This is a genomic window from Streptomyces sp. NPDC007901, assembly GCF_042959465.1.
In the GTDB taxonomy this organism is placed as follows: Bacteria; Actinomycetota; Actinomycetes; order Streptomycetales; family Streptomycetaceae; genus Streptomyces.
In genome coordinates, this window is sequence record NZ_JBIBKW010000011.1 from 135445 (window position 1) to 147463 (window position 12019).

The following is a 12019-nucleotide window of genomic DNA, read 5'->3' on the forward strand; positions in this document are numbered from 1 at the left end:
CTCACGCCACCCCCCGCACGTGCTCGACCACGGGTGCCCCGCGCTGGGGCAGGAGCACCCCGACCACGTCGATGCGGACGCCGCCCGGCGGTGCCCCGCCGTGGGCGTGGATCCAGTGTTCGGCGAGGCCGCGCAGCCGCTCCGCCTTCTCCGGGGAGACCGCGGCCATGGGGTGCTCGAAGAGACCCGCCCTCCGGGTCTTGACCTCGCAGACGACCAGGACGTCCCCGTCCCGCGCCACGATGTCGATCTCGCCCGTCCTGCCGCAGCGCCAGTTTCGCTCCAGGACCGTCAGACCGGCCTCCGTCAGCCGCCGCGCGGCCAGCGTCTCGCCGTACTTGCCGAGTGCACTGCGTGCCCGATTCGTGTTCATGTCGGCACCACCTCCGGCGCCAACCGTCACGCATCCCCCACCCAGAAGTTGATCTTGGTGAGCTACTCGGCGATTGTGGAAAACTCCGTCACCCACACGAGCGACCGCGAGCGACCACGGCTCCGGGTCACACCCCGGCTCAGCCGCCCGGAAGCTCCAGGTCGGTCTTGTTCAGCTCCTCGATGTTCACGTCCTTGAACGTGAGGACACGGACCTGCTTCACGAAACGGGCCGGCCGGTACATGTCCCAGACCCAGGCGTCCGCCATGGACACCTCGAAGAACACCTCGCCCTGGACCGAGTGCACCTGCATCTCGTAGTCGTTGGTGAGGTAGAAGCGCCGCTCGGTCTCGATCACGAATTTGAACAGACCGACGACATCGCGGTACTCCCGGTAGAGCTTCAGCTCCATCTCGGTCTCGTACTTTTCGAGGTCCTCGGCGCTCATGGCATGTTCCCCTTCAGCCGTGCGATCCCACCATTGTGCGCCAGTCCCGCGCGCCCCTAGACGATTTCCGTGTCAAGGGTGACGGGCCTGACGGGGGGACCTTCGTCGAGCAGCCTACGGAACAGCTCGGCGAGTCTGGTCGGATACACCGTCTCATGCGCCCGGGTCAGTTCCTGGCACGTCCACCAGCGTGCTCCGGCGACGCTGCGCCGCTCCAGCTCGGTCAGGCCGTCGGCCCGGACGGACGTCTGCGTCGTACGGGCCAGGTAGTACCACTCGTCCTGGTCCCAGCGGCGGCCGGCGAACGGGAAGGAGCACGTCCGCCGCCACAGCACCGGGCCGAGTTCGACCTCCGTGATGCCGGTCTCCTCCGCGAGTTCCCGCAGCGCGGCCTGCTCACGGGTCTCGTCGCCCTCCAGTCCGCCGCCGGGCGTGAACCACCAGTCGTCGGCCCGGTCGTCCGGTTCGTGGCCGTGCAGGAGCAGGATGCGGTCGTCGGGGTCGAGCAGGACCACCCGGGCCACCTTGCGCAGGCTGCCCTCACACAGCGCCTCAGCGGGCACCGACGGGCTCCGTACGGTCGGTACGGCCGCGGGTGCGGGAACGGCTCAGCAGGTTCGCGACCGGGCCGTACGCGGCGCCCGCGAGGACCAGCACGGCGCCGGCCACGATCATGATCTCGATGGTCCGGATCGGTCCCGGCCGGGAGAGGCTGCCCAGGGCCTGGAAGCCGGTCGGGCGCTTGAGCATGCCCTTCATCGGCCAGACGATCGAGTCCACCCGGGCGGTCACGGCACTGGTGGCGACCGTGCCCTTCGCCGCGTCCGTGAGGTGGGCAGTGGAGTCCAGGGAACCCTGGCGCTCGTCGCCGAGGAGGAAGAGCCGGCCCTTGGGCACGGTGACGGACGGGAAGTTCTGGATCTCGGCGAGGCTGCCCGCCGGCAGATACGGCTCGTCGATCTGCTTGCCGTTCACCGTCAGCTTGCCGTTCGTGCAGCAGGAGACCGTGTCCCCGCCGACCGCGACCACCCGCTTGACAACGTCCGCGTTGGTGACCCAGCTCTTGTCGTGGAAGACGACGACGTCACCCCGGCGCACCTCGCTGCCGTCGATGCGCTGGGCGAGGACCCGGTCCCCGGCGTTGATCGTCGGGGTCATCGACCCGGTGGGGACGGTGTACGGCCGGTACACCACCGCGCCCCAGGCGAATCCCCCGAGGAACAGCACGATGCCCAGCGCGACGGCGATCCCGGACAACCGATGTCCGAGCCTGCTGCCGGTCCGCGCCGCGCCCGTGCTGGTGCCCGCGCCGCTGCGCGGGGCCGTACGTATCGTGCTCTCGCCACCCATGAGGCCGCACCCTACCCGGCGGTACCGGGCAGGGGCAGCCCTTCTTCGGCGCCCTTGGTCACAAGCTCCCCAAGGGTTTCACATGTGCCGGTTACCGCTTCTCGAACTTGGATCCGACCCGGTCGCCCCGCCGGCGGCGCCACACCGCGATCGGCAGGACGGCCGCGACGGCCATGCCCTGCGGGGCCACCGAGAGGGAGGCGGCGGCGGACGACTGCGTGTTGATGCCGGACTGGTCGAAGGTGTCCGGGATCGGCAGCGTGCCCCAGCGGTTGATCGGCCAGGCCTTGACGATGGCGCGGCCGACGACCTCCTTCACCGGGACCATGCCGTGGTGCTTGTCCGACTGGTTGTAGCGCGAGTCGCGGGAGTTCTGGCGGTGGTCGCCCATCACCCAGATGTAGCCCTTGGGCACCTTCACCGTGAACTGGCCGCCCTGGTCGTCGACGCTGCACGGGGTGTTGCCCGGGTACACATAAGGCTCGTTCAGCGCATGGCCGTTGACCATGAGCGGGCCGCTGCCCTTGCAGGAGACGGTGTCGCCGCCGACGCCGACGACCCGCTTGATGAGGTCCTTCTCCTCGGCGGACGGCATCAGGCCGATCCAGCTGAGGAAGGTCTGGATCGCGTTCGGCTGAGCGGTGGGCTCGCCCGCCAGCCAGTCGTCCGGGTCGTGGAAGACGACGACCTCGCCCCGCTCCGGCTTGGAGCCGAACCACGGGGTGAGCTTGTCGACCAGGACGCGGTCACCCTGCTGGAGGGTGTTCTGCATCGAGTCCGAGGGGATCGAGAACGCCTGCACCAGGAACGTCTTGATCAGCAGCGCCAGCACCAGCGCGATACCGATCAGGATCGGCAGCTCCTTCCAGAAGGAGCGGGGCTTCTTCGGTGCGGGCGCCGCCGAGTCGCCCGGCTCCCCGTCCTGGCCGCCGCCCGCGCCGCCGGAGGACAGCACGTCCGCAGGACCGCCGTCCTTGGCCGCGCCGGCGTCATTCCCGGAGGTCAGACCGCTGTCTGCGCTGGGGACATTCTCCTCGGGGCGCCCGCTGTGCTCCTCGCCGTCGTGTCCCGACCGTGCGCCAACCGCCACATCCCCCACGCCAGCTCCTTACTCTGTGCCGCCGCCCGCGCCATCCCCGGCGCAGGCCCACCACTCCCATAACGAGCGGGAGTTCCGCAGGGGTCGGGAGTTGGATGTATCCGTTCGGATCGTCGGAGGCAACCCTATGCGACACCTGGGGGGACGCGGTCGACCCCGACACAGAGTTAGAAACGCTTGCGAAGGTTTTAGGTTCATCGAGCGAGGCCCAGTGCCCGAACGGCCATCCGATCCACTTGGCCCGGCCCACCACGTTGCTCACCGGGACCGTGCCGCCGTAGTCGGTGTCCTGGTGCGCCCGGGAGTCGGCCGAGTTGCCCCGGTGATCGCCCATCACCCAGAGCCGGCCCTTCGGGACGGTGATGTCGAACTCCTGAGTGGACGGTGCGTTCCCGGGATACAGGTAGTCGCCCTCGGTCAGCGGTACGCCGTTGACGGTCACCCGGCCCTGTGAGTCGCAGCACTTGACGTGGTCGCCGCCGACCCCGATGACCCGCTTGATGAGGTCCTTCTCGTTGGCGGAGGGCAGCAGGCCGATGAAGGTGAGCCCTTCCTTGACCTGCTTGACGCCCACCGGGTCGTTCGTCTTGGTGGTCTGCTCGTCGGCCAGCCAGCCGCCGGGGTCGTGGAAGACGACGACGTCCCCGCGGTGCGGCTGCCACCCGAACCACGGGGTGAACTTGTCGACGAGAACGCGGTCGCCGATCCGGATCGTCTGCTCCATGGAGCCCGAGGGGATCACGAAGGCCTGGACGAGGAAGGTCTTCAGCACGAGCGCTATCAGGACGGCCACCCCGACCAGCAGCGGTACTTCCCGCATCGCGCCGCGCCGGCGCTTGCGCTTCACCTTGCGCTGCAGTTGGCGCCGCTCCGCGCGGCTGCGGCCGCCGGACGGGCTGGCGGCGCGCCGGGCCCCGGTGGGCAGCAGAGCGGAGACGGCGTCGGTGGGCACGCCGCGCGGTTTGCCGCGGTTACCCATGGGCCGCTCCCGCCGCCGGCACACGCGCGTAGGCGGCGGGACGGAGGAGGCGGGTCCAGTGCGCGTACGGCCAGACGATCCAGTCGGCCCGGCCGATGACCTTCTCGACGGGGATCATGCCGCCGCCCGGCGAGCCGAGATGGTCGCGGGAGTCGCTGGAGTCGCTGCGATGGTCACCAAGGACGAAGATCCTCCCGCCGGGGACGACGACGTCGAAGGGGACCGTGGAGGGGGTGTCCCCGGGATAGAGGAACGCGGTCTCGTCGACCGACCGGCCGTTCACTTCGATCCTCCCCTTCTTGTCGCAGCAGACCACATGGTCTCCTCCCACACCGACAACGCGTTTGATGTAGTCGGCGTCCCCGAAATACCCGGCTCCGTCGAACACGACGACATCGCCGCGGCGCGGCTCGGCACCGAAACGGTACGCCAACTTATTTACGAGAACGCGGTCCCCGATCCTCAATCCCTGTTCCATGGATCCGCTGGGAATCTGGAATGGTTGCGCCACGAGAGTGTTGAGGACGAGCAAAAACGCGAGGCAGGCGAAGAGGGTCAGGGTGATCCGGCCGCCCGGCAGCCAGTCGACGACCCGCGCGGGCAACGCGAAGCGCGACCGGCCCTCCACGGCCTCCGGTTCGGGGCGGGAGGAGCGGTCGCGCTCCGTCGGCTGTGCTTCGGTGTCCATCGGGGCCAGATGGTATCCGGCCCCGATAAGAACCCCGTTCGCGCGAGATCAGCGCTCGCGCTTCTCCTTGATCTTCGCGGCCTTACCGCGCAGGTCGCGCAGGTAGTAGAGCTTGGCGCGACGCACGTCACCACGGGTGACGAGCTCGATCTTCTCGACGATCGGGGTGTGCACCGGGAAGGTGCGCTCGACGCCGACGGAGAACGAGACCTTGCGGACCGTGAAGGTCTCGCGGACACCGCTGCCCTGGCGGCGGATCACAACGCCCTTGAACTGCTGCACACGGGAGCGGTTGCCCTCGATGACGCGGACGTGGACGTTGACGGTGTCACCCGGGCGGAAGGCCGGGACGTCGCTGCGCAGCGACGCGGAGTCGACAGTGTCGAGCAGGTGAGACATTTCGTCTGCTTTCCTCGCTGATGCCACAGGTCATCAACGGAAACTAGGTGTTCCATGAGGTCTGCCGTGCGGGTCGGGGCGGGCGTCGTGTCCCCCTGCGGCAGGGGCGCACGCCGGACGGACGCACAACAGCGACCTATTCTTCCACGCCCTCTGGCCTGCGCCAAAATCGGCCGTGGGGGGCGCCCTCCGGGTCCGGGGCCCAGCCCAGGATGGAGAGCATCTCGCGGTCCTTCTTGTCGAAGGCCTTGGGGTCGCAGCGCTCGATCAGGTCGGGCCGGTGGACGGTCGTCCGCTTCAGGGCCTCGTCCCGGCGCCAGCGGGCGATCTTGCCGTGGTGGCCGCTGACCAGCACCTCGGGGATGTCCCGGCCGCGCCAGACGGGCGGCTTGGTGTAGACGGGACCCTCCAGGAGGTTCGCCATCGCGCCGGGCGCGAAGGAGTCGTCCCGGTGCGACTCGGCGTTGCCGAGGACGCCGGGCAGCAGCCGCGCCACGGCCTCCGTGATCACCAGTACGGCCGCCTCGCCACCGGCGAGCACATAGTCGCCGATGGACACCTCGTACACCGGCATCCGGGTGGCGTACTCGTCCATGACCCGCCGGTCGATGCCCTCGTAGCGGGCCGGCGTGAAGATCAGCCAGGGCCGCTCGGAGAGCTCGACGGCGAGTTCCTGGGTGAAGGAACGGCCGCTGGGGGTGGGGACGATCAGCGCGGGGGCGTGCGAGCCGGTCTCGTAGCCGTCGGCGAGCGCGGAGTCGAGGGCGTCGCCCCAGGGCTCGGTCTTCATGACCATGCCGGGGCCGCCGCCGTACGGGGTGTCGTCCACGGTGTTGTGCCGGTCGTAGGTCCATCCGCGCAGGTCGTGCACATGGACGTCGAGCTGCCCACGCGCGCGTGCCTTGCCGACCAGCGAGACGTTCAGCGGTTCGAGGTACTCGGGGAAGATCGTGACGACGTCGAGGCGCATTACGACTCGTCCCCCCACGACGAGTCGATCTCGGCCTGGTCGTCGATCAGACCGGGCGGCGGCGCGATGACGGCCTTCTGCTCCGCCAGGTCGATCTCGGTGACGATCTCCTCGACGAAGGGGATCATCACCTCGCTGCCGTCGGGGCGCTCGACGATGAACAGGTCCTGGGAAGGCAGGTGCGAGATCTCGGTGATCCGGCCGACCTCGGTGCCGTCGACGGTGACCACGTCCAGGTCCATGAGCTGGTGGTCGTAGTACTCGTCCTCGCCCTCGGGCAGTTCCTCCGGGTCGATCTCGGCGATCAGGAGGGTGTTGCGCAGGGCCTCGGCGCCGGTGCGGTCCTTGACGCCCTCGAAGCGCAGGAGCAGGCGGCCGCTGTGCACGCGGCCCGTCTCGATGGTGAGCGGTCCCACGCCGGCGGGATCGGTGGCGAGTACGGCGCCCGGCCCGAGCCTGAGCTCCGGTTCGTCGGTACGTACCTCCACGGTGACCTCGCCCTTGATGCCGTGGGCGCGGCCGATCCGTGCGACTACGAGCTGCACTGTGCCTGTTCTCCTGTCATCTCCTGCTCGGCCTGCTCATACGACTGCGGGCCGGGGACAGCCGGTTACGGCCCTCCCCGGCCCGAGCCGGTTGCGATAAGCGTCAGCGGACGTGGTCGACGTCGACGAGGTCGACGCGGACTCCGCGACCGCCGATGGCGCCCACGACGGTGCGCAGGGCACGGGCGGTGCGGCCGTTGCGGCCGATCACCTTGCCGAGGTCGTCGGGGTGCACCCGGACCTCCAGCACGCGCCCACGGCGCAGGTCGCGCGAGGCGACCTGCACATCGTCGGGGTTGTCGACGATGCCCTTCACGAGGTGCTCAAGCGCCTCTTCGAGCATGCTGCTCAGGCCTCGGTCGACTCGGACTCAGCCGCGGCCTCGTCCTTCTTCTCAGCCTTCTTCTTCTGGGTGATCGCCTCACCCTTGCCCTCGTCGTCACCGCCGAGCGCTTCGAACGACGGACGCGTGGCCTTCGGAGCGGCCACGAGCAGCGGCGCCGGGGCGGGCTCACCCTTGAACTTCTGCCAGTCGCCGGTCTTCTTCAGGATGGCGAGCACGGGCTCGGTCGGCTGGGCGCCGACGCCGAGCCAGTACGCGACGCGGTCGGCGTCCACCTCGATGACCGACGGGTTGTAGGTCGGGTGGTACTTGCCGATCTCCTCGATCGCACGGCCGTCACGGCGGGTGCGGGAGTCGGCGACGACGATGCGGTAGTGAGGCGAACGGATCTTGCCCAGACGCTTCAGCTTGATCTTGACTGCCACGGGAGTGGGTTCTCCTGGTTTTGACGTGGTTGGGCACGGCGAGACTGCCGCGTGGGGTTGCGGTACCCGAGTGCCCGACGGACGCGTCAGCCGGAGGAGAGAGGGGTCCTGTGCGGCTGTCGAGTACAGCTAGCCATTGTGCCACACCCTGCGGGTCGCTCTGTCCGGCGGCCGTACGAGGGCACGCCGGAGGCGCACCCGGCGTGGAGGTGGTTACGTCGGGTGCGCCGACCGGCATCACGGCGTGGCGATGGCTACGGCTGCCACGAGCAGTCGTCCGCCGGAGTCACGCCGCTCCGACGACCTCCGGGATGCGGAACGGCTTGCCGCAGCCGCCGCACACGATGGGGGCCTGGGCCAGGACGGACGGGACCACCCGGACGTTGCGGCCGCAGTCGCACACCGCCTTGACCCGGACGCCGCCGCCGGACGAGCCGTGGCGGGCGGCCGGGCCGCGGAAGGTGCGCGAGGTGTCGGCCGAGGTGGCCACCGTGTGCGCCTTGAGAGCGCGCTGCAGTCTCTCGATGGTCGGGCGGTAGCGGCGCTTTGCCTCGGGGTTGAGCGTGACCAGCGAGAAGCCACTGCTGGGATGCGGCTCGTCGGGGTGGTCCAGGCCCAGTTCCTCGGCGATCGCGAGGAATCTGCGGTTGTGGTAGCGGCCGGCCCGGGAGGTGTCGCGGACTCCGCGGGAAGCGGCGATGCCGTGGACTGCCTCATGGAGCAGTCGTTCGAAGGAGAGCTCGTGACCGCACGCGGACGACGACTCCCCGATCAGGGACTCTGGCGCGGCAAGGTCGGGCAGCTCGGGGTGGTACCGCTGAATGTCGGCCCACGCCTCTGCCAGCTCTGCGGCGAGAACAGGTGGTGTCTGTGTCGTGCTCACGTAATGACAACGAGCGGGGGTGCCGCTGTGTTCCTATTCCGGGCCATCCCAAATAATTTGCACGTACCCGTCAGTTGCCGCTGATGCGTGGAGACGAGTACGGGTGCGCTGATCTGCGGAGAAGCCGCACAGCTCGTACCAAGCCGGTGCGTAGTCTGACGTACGACCCGACGCGTAGTCCCGGCCGGGACGCCGGGGAGGCTGTGGTCGGCGGACGCGCAAGGGACGTTTCGGCCGCTCTCGTGGCGCAGGACGCTACCCCGGTCAGCGTCGCCGAGCGCCCCGACGTTACTCCGGAGCCCGTCGTCGTCCGGCACCGGGCCGGTCCCCCGAGGCGGCCGACCATGGCCAGAACCGCCGTGTCACGGGTCCGATGGTAGAGCCCCACGTTGCCGGGATGTGAAATCTCGCCACAGTCACAGCGCCCGCACAAGCCGGGACCCGCGACCCCTGGACGCCACCGCGAGCCCGGAGTTATGTGGCATAGGTGGGAAGTGCGAGCGCGCGGCACGGGGGCCACGGAATCGGTCAGTGCGTAACTCTCGGCGGATTGGGGCGCTTACCTATGACACCTACGCTCGTGCGGCAGCACCGGTCTCACGCGGACTCGACCCCCCGCGTGAACCTGTGGGCACGCGCGCGTGACTGGTCCGAGATCCAGGAGCGGATGCTGGTCCCGCTCTACGAGACCGTCCACGAGCGACTCGAAGTGGGCCCCGCCACCCGACTGCTCGGCCTGCGCTGCGGTTCCGGTCTCGCCCTGCTGATGGCGGCGACCAGAGGGGCCGCGGTCACCGGTGTCGACTCCTCCCCCGAACGCCTCGCCCTCGCCCGTGAGCGCCTGCTGCCCGAGACGGCCCCGGGCGCACGCTCGCGCGGCGCCGCCCGGATCGTCGAGGGCACGCCCGGGGACCTGGCGGGCGCGCGGGCACCGGCGTACGACCTGATCACCGCCTTCGACCCGATCGGCTGCCTGGCCGGCGACTCCGAAGGGCTCGCCGACCTGCTGGTCGAGGCGACGCCGCTGGCGGAGCACGGGGCGGCCGTGGTGCTGGTCGGCTGGGGCCCGCCGGAGCGCTGTGCGACCTCGTCCGTGCTGCGGATGGCCGCGAAATTGGCCGATCCTTTGCGCAGTACGAGCAGTTGGCGGCCGGCCCGCCGGGACGATCTGGAGGAGGTCGCCGAGCGGGCGGGGCTGCGGATCGACGGTTCGGGGCGGGTCTCCTGCCCGTTCGGGTACGCCGACGCGGACAGCGCGGTACGCGGGCTGCTGTCGACCGGGCTGTTCGACGCGGCGATCGCGGCGACCGACCAGGAGCAGGTCGGCAAGGAGCTGACCGAGGCGCTGCATCCGCACCAGCGGGCGGACGGCACGGTGTGGATGCCGAATGTCTTCCGGTACTTGATCGCCCGCGTGCGCTGACGCTTCTCGGCGGGGGCCGCCTTGAGGGGGGTGCCGCCGTCGTTCGTCTGGGGCGCCGTCGTGGCTGGTCGCGCAGTTCATCGCGCCCCTTCGGGGCGCTACAGCTGGGGCGTTTGGACGGTCAGGCCTCGTCCAGGTCCTTGGTCAGGCGGGTGATTCCCGCGATGCGGTAGGCGTCCGCCTCCTCCAGGGTCTCGTTCTCCAGGAGGGCCTGGGCGAGGGCGTCCAACTGGCCGCGGTGGTCGCGGAGTTTGCGGCGGGCCTCTTCGTAGCACTCGTCGACGATCCGGCGCATCTCGGTGTCGATGACGTCGAGGGTCTGGGGTGCGGCGGCGAGGCCGTAGGCCTGCTGGGCGTCGCTGGGGAGGGCGGAGAGACGGCCGACCTCCTCGCTCATGCCCCAGCGGGAGACCATGCCGCGGGCGATGCCGGTGACCTGTTCCAGGTCGCTCTCCGAGCCGGTGGTGATCACGCCGTAGACGACCTGTTCGGCGGCCATGCCGCCGAGGGCGCCGATGATCCGGCCGCGCAGGTACTCCTCGGTGTACGCGTACTTGTCCGCGTCCGGCGTGGACAGCGTGACGCCGAGGGCGCGGCCGCGCGGCACGATGGTGATCTTGCGGACCGGGTCGGCGCCGGGCTGCAGCATGCCGAGCAGGGCGTGTCCGCTCTCGTGGTAAGCGGTCCTGCGCCGCTCCTCCTCGGGCATGACCAGGGGCCGTTCGGCACCGAGCTGGACCTTCTCCAGGGCCTCCGAGAGGTCGGACTGGGTGACCCTCTCCTGCTTGCGCTTGACGGCGAGGAGGGCGGCCTCGTTGGCGAGGTTGGCCAGTTCGGCGCCGGTCATGCCCGGGGTCGTACGGGCGACCTGGGCGAGGTCGACGTTGTCGGCGAGCGGGATCTGGCGGGTGTGGATCTCCAGGATGGCCTCGCGCCCTGTGCGGTCGGGGGGCGAGACCTGGACCACCCGGTCGAAACGGCCGGGGCGGGTGAGCGCCGGGTCGAGGATGTCAGCGCGGTTGGTGGCCGCGATGACGATGACGCCCTCCGAGCCGGAGAAGCCGTCCATCTCGGTGAGGATCTGGTTGAGGGTCTGCTCGCGCTCGTCGTGCCCGCCCATGGAGGCGCCGCCGCCGCGGGCCCGGCCGATGGTGTCGATCTCGTCGATGAAGATGATGGAGGGGGCGACCTTGCGGGCCTCGGCGAACAGCTCGCGCACGCGTGAGGCGCCGACGCCCACGATCATCTCGATGAACTCGGAGGCGGAGGCCGAGAAGAACGGCACCCCCGCCTCGCCGGCGACGGCCCGGGCGAGCAGCGTCTTGCCGGTGCCGGGCGGGCCGGCGAGCAGCACACCGCGCGGCATCTTGGCGCCCATCTTCCGGTAGGCGTCGGGGTTCTTCAGGAAGTCGACGACGTCGTTGAGCTCGCCCTCGACCTCGTCGATGCCGGCCACGTCCTCGAAGGTGGTGCGCTGCTGTCCGGGCTCCAGTTCGACCGGCTTGGGCGGCGCCTTGCGGCCCAGCATGCCGCCCGCGCCGCCGAGCCCGGCGCTCATCCGGCGGGCGATGAAGACCCACACCGCGACCAGGATGATGATCGGCGCCAGCGAGATCAGCAGATTGGCGAGAAAGCTGCGGTGCTGGACGACCGGCTCGGCCGTGACCGTCACGTTGTGCTTGGTCAGGCTGGTCCAGAGGTCGTCGCCGGCGAACGACGGGCGCTCGGTGTTGAACTTGGTGTAGTCGCCGCCGCCCTCGGGGTTCTTCTGCTTCTTCTTGAGCTGCCCCTGGATCGAGTCGCCCTTGGCGTAGATCTTCTCGACGTTGCCCGCGTCCACCTGCTTGGTGAACTCGGTGTACGAGACGGTCGGCTCGTTCGCCTGGTCGAAGTAGGACAGCACCAGGTTGGCCAGCAGGTACACGACCAGTGCCGTGACGATCAGCCGCCACCAGCCACCATGCATCCGACGCCCGCCGTTCGGCGGCTTCGGGGGCTCCTCGGGAGCCCCCTCGGTACGCCAGGGCTGATCGGGTGACTTGCGCGGCGGCGCGGGGTTGGTCATATGCGGACCGTACGACACGGACCAACCCC

General features: G+C 69.8%; 15 protein-coding genes. 1 reads left to right on the forward strand and 14 read right to left on the reverse strand.

The genetic code is table 11. From position 1 onward, the window contains the following. Position 1: 1 nt before the first annotated feature. The 13 genes from ACFZDK_RS32115 to ACFZDK_RS32175 form a co-directional block, all read right to left on the reverse strand. A complete protein-coding gene (locus tag ACFZDK_RS32115; RefSeq protein WP_390977423.1) occupies positions 2-373 on the reverse strand; it encodes a YraN family protein in 372 nt (123 codons plus the stop codon). A 139-nt stretch (positions 374-512) separates the two neighbouring features. Then, positions 513-821 carry a DUF2469 domain-containing protein gene (locus ACFZDK_RS32120; protein ID WP_390744759.1) on the reverse strand — a complete coding sequence of 103 codons (309 nt, stop codon included), beginning with the start codon at positions 819-821 and terminating at the stop codon, positions 513-515. A 56-nt stretch (positions 822-877) separates the two neighbouring features. Next, positions 878-1384, reverse strand: coding sequence for an NUDIX domain-containing protein (locus tag ACFZDK_RS32125; protein ID WP_390977424.1), 507 nt, complete (start codon positions 1382-1384; stop codon positions 878-880). Then, positions 1374-2171 (reverse strand): signal peptidase I, encoded by a 798-nt coding sequence (gene lepB / locus ACFZDK_RS32130; RefSeq protein ID WP_390977425.1) that lies wholly within the window; start codon positions 2169-2171, stop codon positions 1374-1376. Before lepB (ACFZDK_RS32130) ends, ACFZDK_RS32125 begins: the two co-directional genes overlap by 11 nt. Positions 2172-2262: 91 nt before the next feature. Beyond that, positions 2263-3270 carry a signal peptidase I gene (lepB, locus tag ACFZDK_RS32135; protein ID WP_390977426.1) on the reverse strand — a complete coding sequence of 336 codons (1008 nt, stop codon included), beginning with the start codon at positions 3268-3270 and terminating at the stop codon, positions 2263-2265. Continuing rightward, on the reverse strand, positions 3161-4249 hold the full coding sequence (gene lepB / locus ACFZDK_RS32140; RefSeq protein WP_390977427.1) for a signal peptidase I: 1089 nt from the start codon (positions 4247-4249) through the stop codon (positions 3161-3163). The genes lepB (ACFZDK_RS32135) and lepB (ACFZDK_RS32140) overlap by 110 nt, the downstream gene beginning before the upstream one ends. Then, entirely contained in the window at positions 4242-4937 is a 696-nt protein-coding gene (gene lepB, locus ACFZDK_RS32145) for a signal peptidase I (RefSeq protein ID WP_390977428.1), read from the reverse strand. The genes lepB (ACFZDK_RS32140) and lepB (ACFZDK_RS32145) overlap by 8 nt, the downstream gene beginning before the upstream one ends. A gap of 48 nt (positions 4938-4985) precedes the next feature. Then, positions 4986-5336: a 50S ribosomal protein L19 gene (rplS, locus tag ACFZDK_RS32150; RefSeq protein ID WP_123973848.1), complete on the reverse strand. Its 351-nt coding sequence runs from the start codon at positions 5334-5336 to the stop codon at positions 4986-4988. Positions 5337-5472: 136 nt separating this feature from the next. After that, positions 5473-6306 carry a tRNA (guanosine(37)-N1)-methyltransferase TrmD gene (gene trmD / locus ACFZDK_RS32155; RefSeq protein WP_390977429.1) on the reverse strand — a complete coding sequence of 278 codons (834 nt, stop codon included), beginning with the start codon at positions 6304-6306 and terminating at the stop codon, positions 5473-5475. Further along, on the reverse strand, positions 6306-6851 hold the full coding sequence (rimM, locus tag ACFZDK_RS32160; protein ID WP_390977430.1) for a ribosome maturation factor RimM: 546 nt from the start codon (positions 6849-6851) through the stop codon (positions 6306-6308). Before rimM ends, trmD begins: the two co-directional genes overlap by 1 nt. 103 nt (positions 6852-6954) lie before the next feature. After that, entirely contained in the window at positions 6955-7194 is a 240-nt protein-coding gene (locus ACFZDK_RS32165) for an RNA-binding protein (RefSeq protein WP_005479813.1), read from the reverse strand. Positions 7195-7199: 5 nt separating this feature from the next. Beyond that, positions 7200-7619, reverse strand: a complete 420-nt coding sequence (gene rpsP, locus ACFZDK_RS32170) for a 30S ribosomal protein S16 (protein ID WP_093498844.1) — start codon at positions 7617-7619, stop codon at positions 7200-7202. A gap of 286 nt (positions 7620-7905) precedes the next feature. Continuing rightward, complete coding sequence (locus tag ACFZDK_RS32175; RefSeq protein ID WP_093498845.1) at positions 7906-8502, reverse strand: hypothetical protein; 597 nt, start codon at positions 8500-8502, stop codon at positions 7906-7908. A 565-nt stretch (positions 8503-9067) separates the two neighbouring features. On the opposite strand from ACFZDK_RS32175, the gene ACFZDK_RS32180 reads away from it, so the two are divergent. After that, the gene (locus ACFZDK_RS32180; protein WP_390977431.1) at positions 9068-9925 is read left to right on the forward strand and encodes a class I SAM-dependent methyltransferase; all 858 of its coding nucleotides are present in this window, start codon (positions 9068-9070) and stop codon (positions 9923-9925) included. A gap of 121 nt (positions 9926-10046) precedes the next feature. Here the strand turns inward: ACFZDK_RS32180 and ftsH are convergent, their stop codons facing one another. Further along, positions 10047-11990, reverse strand: coding sequence for an ATP-dependent zinc metalloprotease FtsH (gene ftsH, locus ACFZDK_RS32185; RefSeq protein ID WP_390977432.1), 1944 nt, complete (start codon positions 11988-11990; stop codon positions 10047-10049). Between the last annotated feature and the right edge of the window lie 29 nt (positions 11991-12019).

Bases quoted from the DNA above. Each gene is read 5' to 3' on its own strand.
- ACFZDK_RS32115 (WP_390977423.1), bottom strand. From the start codon at position 373: ATGAACACGAATCGGGCACGCAGTGCACTCGGCAAGTACGGCGAGACG.
- ACFZDK_RS32120 (WP_390744759.1), bottom strand. From the start codon at position 821: ATGAGCGCCGAGGACCTCGAAAAGTACGAGACCGAGATGGAGCTGAAG.
- lepB (WP_390977425.1), bottom strand. From the start codon at position 2,171: ATGGGTGGCGAGAGCACGATACGTACGGCCCCGCGCAGCGGCGCGGGC.
- lepB (WP_390977427.1), bottom strand. From the start codon at position 4,249: ATGGGTAACCGCGGCAAACCGCGCGGCGTGCCCACCGACGCCGTCTCC.
- lepB (WP_390977428.1), bottom strand. From the start codon at position 4,937: ATGGACACCGAAGCACAGCCGACGGAGCGCGACCGCTCCTCCCGCCCC.
- rplS (WP_123973848.1), bottom strand. From the start codon at position 5,336: ATGTCTCACCTGCTCGACACTGTCGACTCCGCGTCGCTGCGCAGCGAC.
- trmD (WP_390977429.1), bottom strand. From the start codon at position 6,306: ATGCGCCTCGACGTCGTCACGATCTTCCCCGAGTACCTCGAACCGCTG.
- ACFZDK_RS32165 (WP_005479813.1), bottom strand. From the start codon at position 7,194: ATGCTCGAAGAGGCGCTTGAGCACCTCGTGAAGGGCATCGTCGACAAC.
- ACFZDK_RS32180 (WP_390977431.1), top strand. From the start codon at position 9,068: ATGACACCTACGCTCGTGCGGCAGCACCGGTCTCACGCGGACTCGACC.
- ftsH (WP_390977432.1), bottom strand. From the start codon at position 11,990: ATGACCAACCCCGCGCCGCCGCGCAAGTCACCCGATCAGCCCTGGCGT.